Annotated in this window: 16 protein-coding genes; 6 read left to right on the top strand and 10 right to left on the bottom strand. The window is 46.2% G+C overall.

Annotated features, from left to right (window positions below; all coding sequences use genetic code 11):
* Window positions 1-7 precede the first annotated feature (7 nt).
* The 4 genes from WBG78_RS11475 to WBG78_RS11460 form a co-directional block, all read right to left on the bottom strand.
* A complete protein-coding gene (locus tag WBG78_RS11475) occupies window positions 8-1,396 on the bottom strand; it encodes an alanine/glycine:cation symporter family protein (protein ID WP_337326567.1) in 1,389 nt (462 codons plus the stop codon).
* A gap of 167 nt (window positions 1,397-1,563) precedes the next feature.
* Window positions 1,564-2,364 carry a 3-keto-disaccharide hydrolase gene (locus WBG78_RS11470; RefSeq protein ID WP_337326566.1) on the bottom strand — a complete coding sequence of 267 codons (801 nt, stop codon included), beginning with the start codon at window positions 2,362-2,364 and terminating at the stop codon, window positions 1,564-1,566.
* 135 nt (window positions 2,365-2,499) lie between these two features.
* Window positions 2,500-3,519: an alpha/beta fold hydrolase gene (locus WBG78_RS11465; RefSeq protein ID WP_337326565.1), complete on the bottom strand. Its 1,020-nt coding sequence runs from the start codon at window positions 3,517-3,519 to the stop codon at window positions 2,500-2,502.
* On the bottom strand, window positions 3,516-4,076 hold the full coding sequence (locus WBG78_RS11460) for a hypothetical protein (protein WP_337326564.1): 561 nt from the start codon (window positions 4,074-4,076) through the stop codon (window positions 3,516-3,518). The genes WBG78_RS11465 and WBG78_RS11460 overlap by 4 nt, the downstream gene beginning before the upstream one ends.
* Before the next feature lie 189 nt (window positions 4,077-4,265).
* Between WBG78_RS11460 and WBG78_RS11455 the strand changes: the two genes are divergently transcribed.
* From WBG78_RS11455 to WBG78_RS11435, 5 genes are all read left to right on the top strand, one after another.
* A complete protein-coding gene (locus WBG78_RS11455) occupies window positions 4,266-4,859 on the top strand; it encodes a sigma factor (RefSeq protein ID WP_337326563.1) in 594 nt (197 codons plus the stop codon).
* 85 nt (window positions 4,860-4,944) lie between these two features.
* Window positions 4,945-5,265 (top strand): hypothetical protein, encoded by a 321-nt coding sequence (locus WBG78_RS11450; RefSeq protein ID WP_337326562.1) that lies wholly within the window; start codon window positions 4,945-4,947, stop codon window positions 5,263-5,265.
* A gap of 102 nt (window positions 5,266-5,367) precedes the next feature.
* Window positions 5,368-6,978 (top strand): DUF6377 domain-containing protein, encoded by a 1,611-nt coding sequence (locus tag WBG78_RS11445; protein ID WP_337326561.1) that lies wholly within the window; start codon window positions 5,368-5,370, stop codon window positions 6,976-6,978.
* Between the two features lie 351 nt (window positions 6,979-7,329).
* Window positions 7,330-9,315, top strand: coding sequence for a glycoside hydrolase family 97 protein (locus tag WBG78_RS11440; RefSeq protein ID WP_337326560.1), 1,986 nt, complete (start codon window positions 7,330-7,332; stop codon window positions 9,313-9,315).
* Window positions 9,316-9,338: 23 nt separating this feature from the next.
* Window positions 9,339-9,779: a hypothetical protein gene (locus WBG78_RS11435; protein WP_337326559.1), complete on the top strand. Its 441-nt coding sequence runs from the start codon at window positions 9,339-9,341 to the stop codon at window positions 9,777-9,779.
* A 14-nt stretch (window positions 9,780-9,793) separates the two neighbouring features.
* Here the strand turns inward: WBG78_RS11435 and WBG78_RS11430 are convergent, their stop codons facing one another.
* Window positions 9,794-10,303, bottom strand: coding sequence for a VOC family protein (locus tag WBG78_RS11430; protein WP_337326558.1), 510 nt, complete (start codon window positions 10,301-10,303; stop codon window positions 9,794-9,796).
* Between the two features lie 322 nt (window positions 10,304-10,625).
* On the opposite strand from WBG78_RS11430, the gene WBG78_RS11425 reads away from it, so the two are divergent.
* Window positions 10,626-11,837, top strand: a complete 1,212-nt coding sequence (locus WBG78_RS11425; RefSeq protein WP_337326557.1) for a glycoside hydrolase family 172 protein — start codon at window positions 10,626-10,628, stop codon at window positions 11,835-11,837.
* A 3-nt stretch (window positions 11,838-11,840) separates the two neighbouring features.
* On the opposite strand, the gene WBG78_RS11420 is transcribed toward WBG78_RS11425, so the two are convergent.
* The 5 genes from WBG78_RS11420 to WBG78_RS11400 all read right to left on the bottom strand — a co-directional run bounded on the left by WBG78_RS11420 (window position 11,841) and on the right by WBG78_RS11400 (window position 16,632).
* Window positions 11,841-12,959, bottom strand: coding sequence for a Gfo/Idh/MocA family oxidoreductase (locus WBG78_RS11420; RefSeq protein WP_337326556.1), 1,119 nt, complete (start codon window positions 12,957-12,959; stop codon window positions 11,841-11,843).
* Between the two features lie 130 nt (window positions 12,960-13,089).
* On the bottom strand, window positions 13,090-13,653 hold the full coding sequence (msrB, locus tag WBG78_RS11415) for a peptide-methionine (R)-S-oxide reductase MsrB (RefSeq protein WP_337326555.1): 564 nt from the start codon (window positions 13,651-13,653) through the stop codon (window positions 13,090-13,092).
* 205 nt (window positions 13,654-13,858) lie between these two features.
* Complete coding sequence (locus WBG78_RS11410) at window positions 13,859-14,743, bottom strand: hypothetical protein (RefSeq protein WP_337326554.1); 885 nt, start codon at window positions 14,741-14,743, stop codon at window positions 13,859-13,861.
* 204 nt (window positions 14,744-14,947) lie between these two features.
* Window positions 14,948-15,700 carry a DUF3575 domain-containing protein gene (locus WBG78_RS11405; protein WP_337326553.1) on the bottom strand — a complete coding sequence of 251 codons (753 nt, stop codon included), beginning with the start codon at window positions 15,698-15,700 and terminating at the stop codon, window positions 14,948-14,950.
* A gap of 71 nt (window positions 15,701-15,771) precedes the next feature.
* Window positions 15,772-16,632 carry a sugar phosphate isomerase/epimerase family protein gene (locus WBG78_RS11400; protein ID WP_337326552.1) on the bottom strand — a complete coding sequence of 287 codons (861 nt, stop codon included), beginning with the start codon at window positions 16,630-16,632 and terminating at the stop codon, window positions 15,772-15,774.
* Window positions 16,633-16,812: the final 180 nt, after the last annotated feature.

Below are 16,812 nucleotides of genomic sequence, written 5' to 3'. Positions count from 1 at the left end.
AGCACGTTCAGATTTTAGCAAAGTATTTTTTTGCTTCTGCCATAACACGGGGTGCAAGCACAAATGCTGAAAGCATCGTAGGGATAGCCATCAGGGCAAAAGCAATGTCAATAAGATTGATTACGAAGTCCATTGGGACAACAGCGCCGAGTACAATCGTGGAGAGGTAAAAATAGTCGTACCAGACACTTCGCCGTTCGCCTACCAGATACGAAAGGGCTTTCCGGCCATAGTAGCTGTAGGCGAATAAAGCGCTTATCGCGAATACAAATGTACAGAGCAATAGAATATAATCGCCGCCAGAAGGCATTGCGGCACGGTAGGCAAGCGATGTTAGCGTGATGCCGTTCGCACCTTTTGTCATCCAAACATCCGTTACCAGAATTGAAAGAGCGGTGAGCGAGCAGGAGATGATGGTATCGATCACCGGCGAGAGCATGGAGATAAGGCCTTCGCGAATCGGTTCGGTACTCTTCGATGCGCCCATTGCCATGGGCGCTGTTCCAATGCCGGCTTCATTTGAGAATGTTGCTCGCCGGACACCAAGCATTATCAATCCACCGACGATACCACCCAGGAAAGGTTGACCGTCATAGTTGTTTGCTGTAAAAGCATCTGTCACGATAAGTTTTAAATAGTGAGGGATTCTATCGGCAAAACCAACGAGAATGATCACAACAGACAAAAAATGAAGCACGATCATGGCTGGCACGAGCCTGCCTGCCCAGTCACCAATTCTCCTTATACCTCCGACGATTACCATCGCGCACAAAACCATCACGCAAATTCCGATGATCACTTTTGTGATGCTGAGTTGAATGTCGCCGAGTTGAACGAACGACTGCTCAATGCCAGCTGACCTGAGACCGATATCGACTATGGCCTGTGTTAACTGATTTGTTTGAAAAATGGGGAGAGCTCCGACCATGCAACAAACGCAAAACAGAGTTGCGAGTGGTTGCCATCTCTTTCCCAATGCTTCGCGTATTACATACATTGGTCCTCCCTGAAGTTCACCCGCACTGTCGCGTCCCCGGTACATTCCTGCCAATGCGCTCGTGAAGAAGTTAGTAGACATTCCGATGAAAGAGGTCACCCACATCCAGAAGAGTGCACCGGGTCCACCCATGGCGATTGCTGCTGCCACTCCTGCCAGGTTACCCATCCCCACCGTTGAGGCAAGTGCAGTTGAAAGAGCTTTATAGGCAGTGATTTGACCGGGTGCATTTGGATCATCGTACTTGCCGCGAAGTACGTTCACCGCGTGAAAGAAGTATTTGTATTGAATGAATCCTGAATAGAAAAGAAAGTAGATGCCTCCGCCAATGATGAGGAACAAGACCGGCCACCACGTAATAGCGGCTGCATCTTCAAGGAATTGATTGATGGCGATCAAGTTTTAGGGTTTAGGCCGGGTCAAAATATGAATTATTTTCTGCTTCGTCGTTAACCACTTATCACAACAGGCGATTGAGGCAGTAACTGTCGGATTAAAGCAATGAATCGTAAACGTTGGCAGACTTATCGATGGCAGGTCTGATCGCATTTACAGAACAGTACAAATTAGTATTCCATCAACTCGATCTTACGAAAATCAATTGGATGACTATTTGACTGCAGAGAAACAAATCCTTCAAGAATTATTCCTGGGTCTTTTGCTGCGAAGACCTTTCCGAATTCATGTTCCGGATTATAGTGAGCATTAGCTGCGCTTAGGATTTGTTCTCCATTTACGAAATGAAGGATCTTTCCATCTCTGACCTCAATCTCGGCAGTTACCCATTGATCTCCATGAAATGTTTTCTTTACATCGGGTGGAGTGCAGAACTGGCTGTTCCGGCTACCGGCAAACTCAACATAAGTGCCGGGTACGCACAGCTCTCCCGTTGGCCGATCATCTTTACCGTTTCCTCCATGAAGATTGTATTCGACGCAAACCGGGAATTGTTGTTTTAACTCCATTGATTCCGCCGATTGTCCGAGGTATTGAATTCCGCTGTCTCTGAATCCCCAAACTGGGGCGCCGGGTGCGGTTTCACCAACGAAACGATATTCTACCTTTATTCTGTAGTTCTTGAGTTTCCGTCCAAAGTACAGGGCCCCAAACCGGTTATTAAAGTTGTCGCCGTACTGGTCGTAGCGAATGCTCAGGATGCCATCAGCGACCCGAAAGGTTTGGCCAAAGTTCTCGCCAAGGGGATAGCCGGCAATTTTTATTTTCCAACCGTCCAGGTTCTTGCCATTGAAAATCGGTTTCCACGACGCCTTAGGGGCAGAAGAAGAAGAAGAAGACGTTGAAGACTGGAACCCTGAGATTCCCAGAGCACAGGCAAGGAGCAGCACGGATAATTTGCGGGCATTCATAAGAGCACGAGGCCAGGTTTATTGCGTACGTGGGAAATATATTTCAACATCGCACATTATTTAAAGTAATCCAACAGGATTGATGATGGCGTATTGCTTCAGGTGGGCTTTCCCGTAGGAGTGATTAATGAATTTTTAATTATTTTCTTCAACAAATGTCACAACGGCTTCAATAAATGCAGATGGCTCTTCATGAAATCCATTGTGAGCAGAGTTCGCTAGGTTGACAATTCGTTTTTGATCAACAGAGGTGCCCAATGCATCGAAAGCTTCCTGCGCCATCGGGAAAGGAATGATCCCGTCGTGAGCGCCCCAAATAATCAACGAAGGAACGTGTATTGCATTCATGCGCGGAGTGAGATCGATATCGGAGATAATGAAATTCTTAATGACGCTATTGTAGTTAGTTAAGGACGCAGTAAGGTTGGCCGGAGATTCAAACAGGTATGAGAATGAGTAGTTGGGAAATTTTTCATCTGCAAGCGAGGGATCATAGATGTAGCCGTGTGCTTTGTCGACGAATGAATAATGCTCCAGTTGGTCCGTTGTAAAGTTTGGATTCGCGGCATACCACGAAATAACATATTGCCAGAAGTCCACCTCGCTTCCTCTGGCGATTTGCTGGTTGGCATATTCGATTACAAACTGCATTGAAAGGTCATCACCATGGGGATTGTCGTGAGCACCATCCACGTCGATCCATCCTGTTATCTTCACCTGGCGGTCAGGATCAAGAAGGTAGTTGGTACCGAGGCATCCGCCCCAACTATGTCCCATCAGAAAGATCTTTGAATTCTTATAGCGATATCTGAGCAGGTCAATAAGCTTGTCGAGATCTTCGGTGAACTGGTTCAGATTGAGGTCGCTTATGGCGCTGTTGCCCTGCGATGAACCTGATGCACGCTGGTCCCAGAATACCATACCATAGTTTTTTTCCAACTCATTAAAAGCCTTGAGTCCTATTTTCTGGAGGGCAGTTCCACCCGGGCCGCCATGTAAAAAAACAATGAGGACTCCGGATGAAATATTTCCCCGAACGGACACGGGCATCTGGGCATCTTTATTAACCAGATAGAAGAAATCGCCTTCATAAAACGTGTCGTCGAAACAGGCGCATAGACCTATCGTTAAAAGTATCAGCAGCCGGCCGGTCATCGGTTGAATCGCATTAAGCCCCCTACTTCAAGACCGAACTGCACGAGAGAAGTCTGATTGAAAGGTATCATCCAAAACACAATTGGTCTCGCAAAAAACCTGCAGGGCTTTTGATTGATGTGAGAGTTGAACCCCAGGCCGAAGCTGACCGAAGGCATGAAGTGTGGTTGCCCGGCGTTGGACTTCTTGTGAATGGTTCCTGTTGCGTCTACATAGTAAGGATCGCCCCCGTTAAGAAAGGTGTGCAGGTAGCCGACGCCAACATAGTGTTCAAAATAGAGTTGGCGATAGAGTCGTATCCGTTGCCCTGATTGTATCATCAGGAAAACTCCAGTTTGATTTCTGTAATGGAAGTAGGCGCCGAGGCGAGCGGCGGCCATCATCTCGAAATTCCTGTTTCTTAATAGAGAACGCTCACCAATTAAAGTAAAGCCCGGATAGAATCCGCCCTCACTAAAATACGCAACCCCAAGGTAATTGACCGCTACGCTGTCACTTTGTGCCAGGCAGAGGTTCCAAATCACCAGCGTTGTCAAAGTGAGAACAAACTTTTTCATGCAGAATCAATTAGAATGATGTTGCCAGCAGGATGCAGGCTGTACGGTTTACCTATCAAAATGTAGACAGGTAAAAACGCTCCAAATGTTAAAGATGTGGATTTTAATGCAGAAAACAGCCTTTAGTCGTGCGGTCAATTTAAGTTCAGACTATTAGAGTTATACACATCATTGACAAGCTGATTGACTATGCCTTTTTTCAGGACGACCTTTGCATCAGAAGTTTATAATATGTTTCCTGTTATTCAAACCGAACCGCTGAAGAGGCTACTCTACTTATGGCCAGAAAAGGCTATCAGACTATTATTCGACAATTACTATGATGCCCTTACCTACATTGCACAGCGACACACCCGCGATATTCATGCAGCAGAAGAAGTTGTGCAGTACACATTTGCAGAGTTGTGGTTCCGACATCATGAAAAGAGGATTGATAAGTTTGAGTCAGTACAGCATTATCTCGTAGGCACAGTAAAGCACCGCGCGCGAATCACTTTTGCCTATCGCGTTGCCTGGTACAGAAAGAACGGCTTGCACAAAGAGACTCCGCCAGACAACGTTTCAGACAACGACGATGTTAAGCTCATTATCGAAAATTCGCCGATGCGTTATGACAAGTTTGATTTTGACCAGTCGATCTTTTATTGCTGGCGCGGCATTGAGTACATCTTCTATCCGTGGATGCGATATCGAATTCTCTTTTTTAAAGGGTTGAGAAAATTCTTCCTGGTGTGTGTGGTGGCTGTTTTCCTGGCATGTACTTATTACCTGCTTTTGGTTTAGAGACCAGGAGAAGGGATAGCATCAGAATGTGGTTGATCAGGGAGCACTGCCATTATAGTACAAAGACGAAACAATAGAAATATTTATGACTAAAACGAACCTTGAGCAGCTTCTGGAAAGGTATTTGAAAGGAGAGCTGGATGGTGAAGCAAGGGACAAGCTTTTACGATGGCTTCAGGTGATGGAAGACAACAGAGTACCGGGGAGCACGTTTGCTATGCCTGATGATGAACGGCTTTATAAGTTGCTGATTAGCTCCAAATCGACTTTTGAAGACATCGATGCTTTTCGGCCCTATTCGTTTGATCCCCCTTCATTTTTTTCTAATCTGTGGCTGCAATTTGCCCTCTCACTTGCAGCGATTGCCGGAATGATCGCAACCGTGCTCATTCTTAAGGGGGGATGACACCAATACGTGTCGCCCGCTATTTTTCATAAGGAAACCAGTTTACGCAATCGACATTATATCGTATTTTGAACGCTTCGATAAGAATTGATCGTGCTGACAATGCGTTTTGGGCTAGTTCTGGGATTACTCGCGGTGGTCTGTGTTGCCAGGGGGGCCGAGATTGATAGTCTTATACGCAAACTGGATCAGGTGCTGGCGCATCGCAATCAATACGTGGAGCAAAAACTCGAACGTATCAACGAGCTTAAATCGGCCGTTGTGAAAGCGCCGGCCTCCGACAGATTTGATCTTTACGTTCGCATCAGCCGCGAATATGAGAAGTTTGTGTATGATTCAGCATCGGTCTACATCAGGAAGATGCAGGAGGCGGCACAGCGTTCTGGCGACCCATCAAAAGTTGCCTATGCCAGAATGAAGAGGGGTTTTATTCTCCTGTCGTCGGGCATGTTTAACGAGGCTCTCGATACCTTGCTCACCATCCATCAGGTTGGTCTTGCGGATTCTATTCGCCAGGAGTATTATTCAATTCTCGCCCGCACCTATTTCGACCTTGTGGATTTTAATAGCGATGACTATTTCACCTCCAGGTATACAGGAATAGGTCTAAGATATGTTGACTCAGCATTGACGCACACCGTACCTCAATCGGCAGAGTATTATGCGCTCAGCGCCATGCGAAACGTAAGGACCAGAAACATTGAGCAAGCCAGAAAGGACCTTTTGTTCATGTTGTCCAATTTTAAGTTGAACTATCCACAATATGCAATTGCCACAAGTACATTGGGACATACGTTTCAGCTTGAGGGCAAGACGGACGAAGCAATAGGCATGCACATAAAAGCTTCCATTGCCGATAACCTTGCGTCGACGAAGGAGACACTTGCCATTTTGCGGCTTGCTGAGCTGTTGTACGCTCGCGGTGATCTTAATCATGCTTATGAGTACGTGAAGATTGCTATGAACGACGCCAATTTTTATGGGGCAAGACATAGGAAAGTACAGGTCGCCGCTATCTTTCCGATCATCGAGGGGAACAGGCTTAGTACTGTCGAGCGGCAACGCAAGCTGTTAATTGGGTATGCGGTCGTAGTCACAGTTTTATCACTTGTGATAGTAGGTTTTGCAGTGATCATCTATAAGCAATCCCAAAAGATTCGCGAGTCGGATAAGAATATTCAGGAGGCCAATCGCAGCCTGCACGAAGCTAATTTGTTACTACAGGAAGCGAACAAGCACCTGGTGGAGGCGAATAAGATCAAAGAGGAATACATCGGCTACTATTTCAACATCAACTCAGAGTATCTGATGAAGATCGCGTCGTTTAAGCAGGCCATCGACAACAAGCTGATGACCAAGAAATACGATGACATCAGGTTTGTGGTGAATAATATCAATCTCAAGAAGGAACGGGAAGAGTTGTATATGAGCTTTGATAAGGTGTTTCTCAAATTGTTTCCGGATTTCCTGGATACTTTTAATTCGTACTTCCGCGAGGAAGACCGCATAGTACCGAAGGACGGACATTTGTTAAATACTGAATTGCGAATCTTTGCCCTGATACGGATGGGTATTCACGATACTGAAAAAATTGCGAAGATCCTGGACTATTCCATCAATACCATCTACAGTTATAAGGCGCGTATTAAGAGTAAGTCGACTCTTCCGAATGAAGAATTCGAGGCCAGGATTATGGAAATAAAAGCAATATAGCTTTGGTCAAATATGCGCATCGCAACGAGTAGTTGCGCAAAAGTCGAAGGCGCTTTCCTTTTGGAACTTTCCTGGCCATAAAATTAAGGGATCCGTCAACCATTCATTTGCCTTTTTCTGACATTTTCAATGACTATAAGGGGTAAAATCCTTTGTAATCCGTTTATATTTTCAGCGACGGACAAAAACGTATCTGATTGATAATTAGATCGTTGATTCTATAAAACCAGTCCCTCCGTTTATATTCCTACTGGGAGAATTCCTCCACGATGGTGCTCTCGCGTCATTTGTATTGCAAACGGATGCGGTCTCGTATTTATTCCATTTGCTGATCCTATTTCTAACACCCGCATGAGAGTACTTTTTACAGTATTGCTGATAGGAGTTGCAGGAATTGCAATAGCGCAAAACAGAGCCGCGCAAGTTGTCAATTCGCCCAGCCAAAGAATCAAATTAGAGTTCAGGTTGAATGCCGGCGTCCCATATTATCAGATTTCGCGGGATGGAAAGCCCGTACTGAATGCTTCCAGGCTTGGTTTTCTTTTGAAAGACGGTACTTCCCTCGCTAAAGGATTTTCGGTGCTGGATGCCAGGACCAGGTCGTTTGATGAGACCTGGACGCAGCCCTGGGGTGAGGTCAAAGATATTAGAAACCACTACAACGCTCTGGCGATCAGCCTTGAAAACGCCAGCAAGCAGAAGCTAAACATCGAGTTCCGTGTGTTTGATGATGGCGTTGGATTCAGGTATCAAATACCGGTGCAAAATGGCACCTCAGAATTCGTCATCAAGGACGAGCTTACTGAATTTGCTCTCGCCAACGAGATGAGTGGTTGGTGGATCCCTGCATATGGAAAGGAAATGGATTCCGAATATCTCTTTACAAAGTCGCCGGTAAATAAGCTGACCGAAAAGGTACACACACCGTTGACCCTGGAATCAAAGGGATTGTTTGTAAGCATACATGAGGCCGCTCTTATTGATTACGCCGCGATGGCCTTACAACATTCAGGCAAAGGAGTATTGAAGTGCGATCTCATCCCCTGGGCCAATGGAGATCGTGTTGTTGCAAAAGCTCCGCTCAGCACGCCCTGGAGGACAATTCAAATTGCGGACAAGCCCGGAGATCTGATTACTTCTTATCTGATCCTAAATCTTAACGAACCGAACAAGCTAGACGATGTTTCCTGGATACAACCAGGTAAATACAATGGAATGTGGTGGGGCATGCATATTAAAACGCATACGTGGGAAGCGGGACCAAACCATGGTGCTACGACTGAGAACATGAAGAAGCTTATTGATTTTGCTGCTGATCATAAGTTGTCGGCTACGCTTGCCGAGGGTTGGAATCTTGGATGGGAAGGTGATTGGACGAAATCAGGAAACTTCAATTTCACAACGCCTTATCCTGATTACGACCTTGGTGAAATCAGCACCTACGCGAAACAAAGGAACATCGGACTTATCGCGCATCACGAAACTGGAGGCAATGTCGACAACTACGAGCGGCAAATTGAAGATGCATTTAAGCTCTGTCAGCAGTATGACATTCATCGGTTAAAGACCGGTTATGTTAATATGCGTCCTGCAGGTGAGTATCACCAGGGCCAGTACATGGTTCGCCACTATCAGAAGGTTTTGGAGCTCGCGGCCAGTTATAAGATTATGCTCGATGTGCACGAGCCGATTAAGGATACTGGTTTGCGAAGAACGTATCCTAACATGATGACCCGGGAAGGCGGGCGGGGAACTGAATACGAAGCATGGAGCACGGGCAATCCGCCTTCGCACACTACGATCATTCCGTTCACGCGATGCCTTGGAGGTCCGTTCGACTATACTCCTGGCATATTCGACATCCAGTTTAAGACCGAAGGCACGTTTAGAGTCCACACCACGCTGGCAAAACAGCTGGCTCTGTATGTGGTCATCTATAGTCCAATGCACATGGCGGCAGACCTTCCGGAAAACTATGAAGGCAAGCCAGCATTCAAGTTTATTGAAGACGTTCCGACTGATTGGGAAGCAACGAAAGTTTTGGACGCCACTATCGGTGAGTTCATTGTGACAGCAAGAAAAGATCGGAAGAGCGAAGATTGGTTTCTGGGCGCAATTACCAATGAGAGTGAAAGGGCAATTGATCTGAAACTCAACTTCCTCGCACCAGGGAAAAAGTATGCAGCGCAGATCTATCGCGACGGCGAATCAGCCAATATGGAGGCGAATCCTCTGGCTATACAAATTACAAATCAGGAAGTAGACAACAGTCAGTCTTTGAAATTGTGGTTAGCTCCCGGAGGCGGAACTGCCATTCGTTTCAAAGCCATAAACTAATAGAGAGACAAACGATTTATTATATGAAGACTCAAAAGCAACTTAGAAAAATCGAGTATGAAGGAGATCATAAAAATGATTCTCTTCTCATTGGTAATTTCGGCGATGTTGAGTTTACGGCGAAGGGCAATTTCGAGCTTTCGGGGATGATCTATTCCAAGAAGTCGGTTGCTTTTAATATTGTCGGGAATGGTCGTATTAAGTTTCATGGAGTTTGCAGCAAGATCATCATTCACATTGTGAAGGGAAATTGCATACTGGATTTCAGTGACCTTGAAAGTTCCGAAGTTTGTTGTGTGTCGTTACGTGATAATTCAACGACTATGATTGGCCCGACGAAAATAATCAGCCGGGCCAATCTGCAGGATGAAGCCGTGCTCAGGTACAAGGGTACTCCACGACTTCAGAGCTATACATTATCGGGTAGCTCCAGAATTGAGGCGATGGAGGCAGCAATGGCCTGACGCCGAGAGACGCATCAGGCGTGAGCTTCTTTTAACATCTCCGACTTCCTTCTTTCAAGTTCTTCATTGCTTACGTCTTCGACGTGCGTAGCAATCCACCATTTGTTACCCCATTGGTCCTGAATGCAACCGGCGCGGTCGCCGTAGAATTCTGTTCGAACTTCTCTGGCTGACGTCACACCATTTACAGCAAGTGCCTGATTGTACAAGTTGTCTGCGTTTTCAACATAGAGATACAACATCGCGGTAACAGGTTCCATCCCTTGCATGGTATCGCTGATCATGATGGCACTGTCGCCAACTCTGGCAGATGCATGGACAATCTTTCCATCGTCATCTTCGAGTTTATATTGCGTTTTTCCACCGAGGCCTTTTTCTATAAATGATAGTAGTTCATGAGCGTCATTCACTATTAGAAATGGTGTGATGGTATGAAATCCATCAGGTATCGGTTTCACTCCCCTGTTCTTAGAAGTTCCTGTATTCTTAGAACTGTTGGTGTTTTTGCTTGATTCTGTTTTCATGGTAAAGTGGGATTATTTGTTTAACACTTAACTCTTATAAGACTTGCAGAAAAAGTACCGGACCATCCAATGGATGGCCCGGACAGAGAGAGAATGACAGACGCTTTTGAATTCTGAAATACCGTGCCAGTCGTAACCGGGCGATGTTTGCTTCGAGGCATGAGGCACGTTGTGGAGTTTGTTAACCATACTGTTGAATGGTGGGCATACAAAGGGCGAGTGCCAGATCCGGGAAAGATATTTGCTTTGGCGGCGAACAATTTTCATAGCAAAAGGCGTGATTATGTGTCAGGCTAGTAACTTCATGAAAAATCCGTCAAACATGACTTTAAAGAAACACTCCATAGGCCCAGTCCTGACATTGTTCCTACTTCTTGTCAACACAGGCATATTGAAAGCACAGGAGTGGTTTGAGCTTCCGCCGGACACAGAGACACGATGGTCGAGCTTCGAAAATCAGAAAGCAGAGAAAGGAAAGGGCGGGAGTGAAAACAAGAAAGCGAAGGGGCATCCCGCAGAGTTTATGGCGCCAGGGGAGACAAAGGAGTTGATGAATTATAACGGAGCTGGAACTATCCGAAGAATCTGGATCACCGTCAGTCGCCGTACGCAGGCAACGCTTCGGGCAATCCGGTTGGAAATGTATTGGGATGGCGCTTCAACGCCTGCAGTGTCTGCCCCATTAGGGGATTTCTTCGGAGTAGGATTGGGCAGAAAGACGCCCTTTGAAAATGCCCTCTTTTCCGATCCCGAAGGCCGTTCATTCACAAGCTATATTCCGATGCCCTTTCGAAACGGGGCGCGAGTGCTGCTCATCAACGAGAGCAAATCGTCGATTCATCTTTTTTATGACATTGACTTCCTGCAAATGAGGGAACAAAAAGCGGGGACGCTATACTTTCATACCTTCTGGAGTAGAAAGGCAGAGTCAAAGTTGGGAGAGGATTTTGAGATTTTGCCATACGTGAAAGGTAAGGGGCGTTATCTCGGAATGAACATGGGGATTATCACAGACGCTTCTTATAAAAACAGCTGGTGGGGAGAGGGAGAAGTAAAGGTTTACCTCGACGGAGATAAAGAGCTACCTACTTTAAATGGTACAGGAACGGAAGATTATATCGGTACCGGTTGGGGGCAAGGGAAGTTCGCGCACTCTTATCAGGGTTGTCTGGTAGCCGACACGTTGACCAGGGAATGGGCTTTCTACAGGTATCACGTTCCAGACCCTGTATACTTTAAATCGGATTGCAAGGTGACGATTCAGTTGATTGGAGGCGACATGCTTGACAAAGTGCGTACCTACAAAAAGAATGGCGCGAAGCTCACACCTGTGACGGTCGGGATAGAAAATGGACTAGTGAAGTTATTGGATAACCCGGTGCCATTGGAAGAGAAATCCTTTCCAAATGGCTGGGTTAACTTTTACAGAAGTGATGACGTGTCGGCGACGGCCTATTTTTATTTAGACACGCCGACGTCGTCACTGCCGCCTATTGCAGCCGTTGCGTCCCGAACTGCAGGGCTGAAAGATTGATTGCTAAAGTTTGATTGGGATTTTCTTTCCTGTCTTTGTTGCTTCGACGATGGCGTCCATGATCTTGAGATCCTTCACGCCCTCTTCGCCGTCAAGTGGAACTTCAACTTTCTTGCCCTTCAATATAATGTCAGACATTTCATCCATTTGAACCGTCTGATGAGTTACGTGAGGATATTCGATCTCCCCCTTGTTGGTGTGAGCCTTTATGGGACCGTAGCCAGTTGAAGGCCACATTTCAGCAAAGCCTTTATCGCCGTTCAGGAAGAAACGATCAAGATTATTCATCGAATATGTGGACAGACAAGAAGCAACAGCGCCACTGGGAAATCCCAGTTGAAACGTGATGGTTTCATCTACTCCCTCTTTGAATTTCACGGGGTCTGTTTTCACTTCCTGTGCCGTAACCCACGTGGGTTCTTCGCCAAGCATGTAACGGGAACCGTTTACGGCATATATACCAATATCCATGAGAGAACCTCCGCCTGCAAGTTTCTTGTCAAGGCGCCACTGAGTTGGATCGCCGATCTTGAAACCACAAAGTCCCTGAAAGAAAGGTGTCTTGCCAAATTCGCCGGCCTTTCTTAGCCGGATGATCTCAAGTGTCTTAGGCTCGAGATGCATGCGATAACCCACCAGCAGTTTTACGTTTGCCTTTTTACAAGCATCGACCATTTCCTGTCCTTCTGCGGCGTTAAGGGCCATCGGCTTTTCAGAGATGACGTGCTTTCCAGCTTTTGCCACTCGTATAGCCTGTGGTTTATGCAGGGCATTTGGAGTAATTACATACACTGCATCGATGTCCGGATTGTTCCTGATGTTATCAAAATTTTCGTAGTTGTAACAGTTTTTCTCCGGAATGCCATACTTCGACTGCCACTCTTTCAATTTGGAAGGTGTGCCGCTGATGGCACCAACGAGCTTAGCACGTGTACAGGCCTGCATCGCATCGGCTACACGCGTTCCATAGCTACCAAGGCCGCAAATGGCTACGCGTAATACCGGCCCCTGATAAGATTCTTCTTTGCCTTCTTTTTGGTCGGCCAGGGCAAGAGAGGGAACGAATGGCAATGCAGCAGCAGCTGCGGACACTTTATGCAGAAAATCGCGACGTGACTTCATTGGTTTGATGGGCTAGTTTAGTAATGAAAAAGATTGCTGAAGTCAATATACTAATCTTTGTCATTGTTGCCCATCAAATTGGGATCCCGACACGGAATTGGTGACGGACGAGGGTATGGTCCTCTGAAAGTTATTGCTTGGAGGAGAGGCCGATCTTAGGAACGAACTCAAGAACGTTTGAATTCATACAATAACGCTTGCCCGTTGGTGGTGGACCATCGTCGAAAAGGTGGCCAAGATGACTGTCGCATCTGCCGCATAATACTTCGACCCGTTGCATGCCATATGATGTGTCATGCTCGTAGCGGACGGCATTTTTCCGTTCAACTTCGAAAAAACTGGGCCAGCCGCATTCACTTGCATATTTTAAATCGGAGGTGAATAACTTATTTCCACATACGGCGCAGTAATAGATTCCAACGCCTGTGAAGTCCCAGTACTTGCCTGTAAAGGCGCGCTCGGTATCCTTATTACGTGCAACCTCATACACATCCGGAGGAAGTACTTTCTTCCATTCTGCATTGCTTACCTGGAGATGGGTTGTGTCGGTGCGCGAGTAATAGGGATTCGGATTTCCCTGAGGCAACGAATCAGCAAGAGCCGCGCTGAGGACCGGCGTGTCGCTACCTGTTTCTGGTCTGGCCGTACAGCAAAGCAGAGTGGATGCGAATGCGAGGGCGAATATTGTTTTCATGGGAATCAATTTCATTTACTCCTGTGAATGCTCTATCTACGTATTGTCGTGCCTCAGCGGATCTTCATCAACTGGTATACCCTTTTAATTCATTTGATTGAAGAACCTCATGAAATAAGCTGCAACATAGCCAGGCATGATCTTTATTTCGAACAACGTTAAATTTAACCAAAAAGGTTCTGTGCTGCACTTAGTGGCCCAAAACCTAGTGAGGAGTAAAATCCTGGGCCTCAAGGTCCTCGTTGATCATCTTCACCACAGCATCGATCTCGTGTGCCTGGTCAAGCATTTTGGCAATGATAAAATCAGCATTTGCCTGGGCGTCTACCTTATAGATTGCAGCCAGTCCCAAAAGCCTGGCAACCGGACCGCGTAAGTGATGTGCATTGTTGTAACTGTAGCGCACCAGCTTTTCGTTTTGTGCCTGGATCCTCGCCATCCGTTCATTGAGGATCCGCTCCAGATTTGTGTTGAGGCTGTTCAACTCAGTTTGTGCCTGAGTTAACACCGCATTTTGATCCGCCATGTCGCTCGTTTTTCTCGTGAGTGCCTCGTTTGTAGTGGTAAGATTCTGGTTGATCACATCATACTTTTTCTTGAGTACTGCGGCAGGATAGGCCAGATTAAAATAGACAATCAGGTAGGTGATTAAAACGGTAAGCATTTCGTTCGGGTTCGACGAAAAACGAAGGGAAGGAGTGATGAACTGGATAATGAATATCACGATGACCGAAGCCACGATAAGAGTGTGCATCACTACTTTGTAATTCCCTTTCAGCATTACAGAAACAATAAAGCCATCAAGCAGGATGATAGAAAGTGAGATCGTTGTATTAAGGGGTACGACCAGACTTTGATAGATCATTGCGATGAGAATCACTGACGTAAATATCAACATCGAAATGCCAGGCATCTGTTGTCTGATTGCGTACGAAATCAAACACGTGCCCAGGATGATGAGGTCGATAATTATCGAAAGCCTATCCTCCGGATAGAATAGAAAGTCAACCATTGTGATAATGAAAACGCCAGCTGTGGCGAATTTCAATAGCGTGTTGAGAAAAAAGGCCTCTATGCTTTTGCTGTCCATATTGTTAGAGGGATTTGACAACCTTGCTGTTTCCCGATATAGCTGAATGCTTCACGAAACAGCCTTAAGAATAATGATTGTGCGTTCCTTACTTCACAAAACACCCGGAAGAGTGTGCCTTATGCCAGTGCTGCGTTCACTGAAGTTTGACACGCCGCCCATGCGGAAGCATTTTATATTCAATTGGTCCTGCCTGGCAAGGTCTTAACGAGTTTTCTTTCTACCAAAGTGGTACCCTACCTGTAATTGATAACGGTAGCCGAAAGACCAAGTATCAGCCCTGCCCGTTGCAGATACATTCTGGTCTTCCAGAAGGTCTTTAACAAACGGAAACCTGTCAGCAAGAGTCTGAAGGATTTCTTGTTGCTTCTCCGGAAGCTTAGCGGGGTCAATGTTTCCGTTCAAGTCCATGTCGATCTTGTATTTGGAAATTGAGGGGCCAATGAAGACCAGGTCAATCGACCAGCGTTGGTTGATAATAAACTGATATCCGAGTTCAACCCCGATATTAAGTACACCAACCTTTGTTTTCAGCAATGCTTCACTTACGGTGCCATCTTCATTTGTAAGTGCGATGTCCCGGTTATTTTTGAAATTGTGATAAGCGAAATAAGGACCTATATAAACCCCCCGCGGAGCGGCATAGCGATTTTCCTTCCCGAGATAGAACCTGTATTCAGCGCCTACAACGTATCCACTACTGGACTTTTCGTCCTTCACTTCGACACCGTTTCCTATTGAACGCAGCGACGGAAATGTATGGTAACCAACAGTTATGCCTGCGGTCTGCCTCGATTTGATGTAGCGCTCATAACTTACGGCGAGAGATTTGTTGAATAGTATCTGCGACGTTAAGTCCAGCTTCACTGTATTGTCGCGTGACTCAAGCGCTTCCTGGGCGAACAGAAACTGGCTGACAAGCAGCAGATTGACCAAGCAAAATATAACGCGTGTCATGGGGGTTTTTTGATTGCCGGGAAGGTACGAAATTGGCCCGATAACACGCGATTATGTTTATCGACCCATCCTTAATACTTAATACTTTTTAGGAAGGCAATGTGCTGTGGTACTTGTGCCAGCGCCCTGGAGGATTCATCTTCAATAAAGAAGTGCTTAATACCCAGGCCGACGGCGGTTTTCATCACGGCTTCAATTCCAACATCGCCAGTGCCCAGAACTACGTTTGTTTCCTTGTCCTGTCTTCCGTTAAGGTTGTTAGGCGTGCCTATCCGGCGGTCTTTGAGGTGAAGACTTTTCCAACGGGTTGGATATTTCTTAAGAAGTGCAACCGGGTCCTGTCCTGGATTCTTCATCCAGAATACATCCATTTGAAGATTGACATACTTTGGGTTAGTGTTGTCCATGATGTATTCAAAGAGAGTTCCTTTACCGCCTTCATACGGTCTGAACTCGTAACCATGCGCGTGATACCAAAGGCCAATTCCATTTTCGGCCAGAACTTTTCCCGCTGCATTAAATACCTCGACGCCCTTCTTAGCATCGGCAAAGGTGAAGTTATCGCCATCGTGTGGTATCCAGTAGCATACAACATACGGTACTCCAAGGTCTTTGGCATTCGCAATCACCTTCCTGAGGCTATCTGGATTTTCCAGCTTGTCGAATCCGGCGCCGGTAACAACGAGCTTCATTCCATAATCTTTAACGAGCTTCTTAAATTCTTCCCGGTTGCCACGCCCGCCACCTCCTTCAAGTTCCGTCACCCCCAATTCCTTTAGCTTGGCGAACACCGCGGGCATTCCATCTTTATACATCTCGCGCATGGTGCCCATCTGCATACCGATTGCCTGTGCTTCAGTATTGTGAAATGAAATTGAAACCAGAAAGGCGGCTATCAATAGGCCTGCCGTGAGAAGAGACTTTTTTATCATAGTAGTACCTGATGTGTTGTTAAACGATAGCTACTAACAATTTGAAATTTCTGCAAACTGATTTTTACCAGTGGAACGTATGCAATTAATGTCATGGTTGCATAGTCAGTTGCATTCCCGGTTGCATTCCTCCAAACAGGAAAATTGCCGATGGCAACTGATGCAGTAGTATTCGTAGCT

Origin of the sequence: Chryseolinea sp. T2, from assembly GCF_037203685.1 — a bacterium.
Taxonomy (GTDB): Bacteria; Bacteroidota; Bacteroidia; order Cytophagales; family Cyclobacteriaceae; genus Chryseolinea.
Note: the sequence above shows the minus strand (reverse complement) of the source record. Positions and strands in the feature narration are given on the sequence as shown.

Coding starts and splice junctions, on each gene's coding strand:
- WBG78_RS11470 (WP_337326566.1), bottom strand. CDS start 2,364: ATGAATGCCCGCAAATTATCCGTGCTGCTCCTTGCCTGTGCTCTGGGA.
- WBG78_RS11465 (WP_337326565.1), bottom strand. CDS start 3,519: ATGACCGGCCGGCTGCTGATACTTTTAACGATAGGTCTATGCGCCTGT.
- WBG78_RS11420 (WP_337326556.1), bottom strand. CDS start 12,959: ATGAAGTCACGTCGCGATTTTCTGCATAAAGTGTCCGCAGCTGCTGCT.
- WBG78_RS11425 (WP_337326557.1), top strand. CDS start 10,626: ATGACTTTAAAGAAACACTCCATAGGCCCAGTCCTGACATTGTTCCTA.
- WBG78_RS11450 (WP_337326562.1), top strand. CDS start 4,945: ATGACTAAAACGAACCTTGAGCAGCTTCTGGAAAGGTATTTGAAAGGA.
- WBG78_RS11435 (WP_337326559.1), top strand. CDS start 9,339: ATGAAGACTCAAAAGCAACTTAGAAAAATCGAGTATGAAGGAGATCAT.
- WBG78_RS11445 (WP_337326561.1), top strand. CDS start 5,368: ATGCGTTTTGGGCTAGTTCTGGGATTACTCGCGGTGGTCTGTGTTGCC.
- msrB (WP_337326555.1), bottom strand. CDS start 13,653: ATGAAAACAATATTCGCCCTCGCATTCGCATCCACTCTGCTTTGCTGT.
- WBG78_RS11455 (WP_337326563.1), top strand. CDS start 4,266: ATGCCTTTTTTCAGGACGACCTTTGCATCAGAAGTTTATAATATGTTT.
- WBG78_RS11400 (WP_337326552.1), bottom strand. CDS start 16,632: ATGATAAAAAAGTCTCTTCTCACGGCAGGCCTATTGATAGCCGCCTTT.
- WBG78_RS11405 (WP_337326553.1), bottom strand. CDS start 15,700: ATGACACGCGTTATATTTTGCTTGGTCAATCTGCTGCTTGTCAGCCAG.
- WBG78_RS11460 (WP_337326564.1), bottom strand. CDS start 4,076: ATGAAAAAGTTTGTTCTCACTTTGACAACGCTGGTGATTTGGAACCTC.
- WBG78_RS11440 (WP_337326560.1), top strand. CDS start 7,330: ATGAGAGTACTTTTTACAGTATTGCTGATAGGAGTTGCAGGAATTGCA.
- WBG78_RS11410 (WP_337326554.1), bottom strand. CDS start 14,743: ATGGACAGCAAAAGCATAGAGGCCTTTTTTCTCAACACGCTATTGAAA.
- WBG78_RS11430 (WP_337326558.1), bottom strand. CDS start 10,303: ATGAAAACAGAATCAAGCAAAAACACCAACAGTTCTAAGAATACAGGA.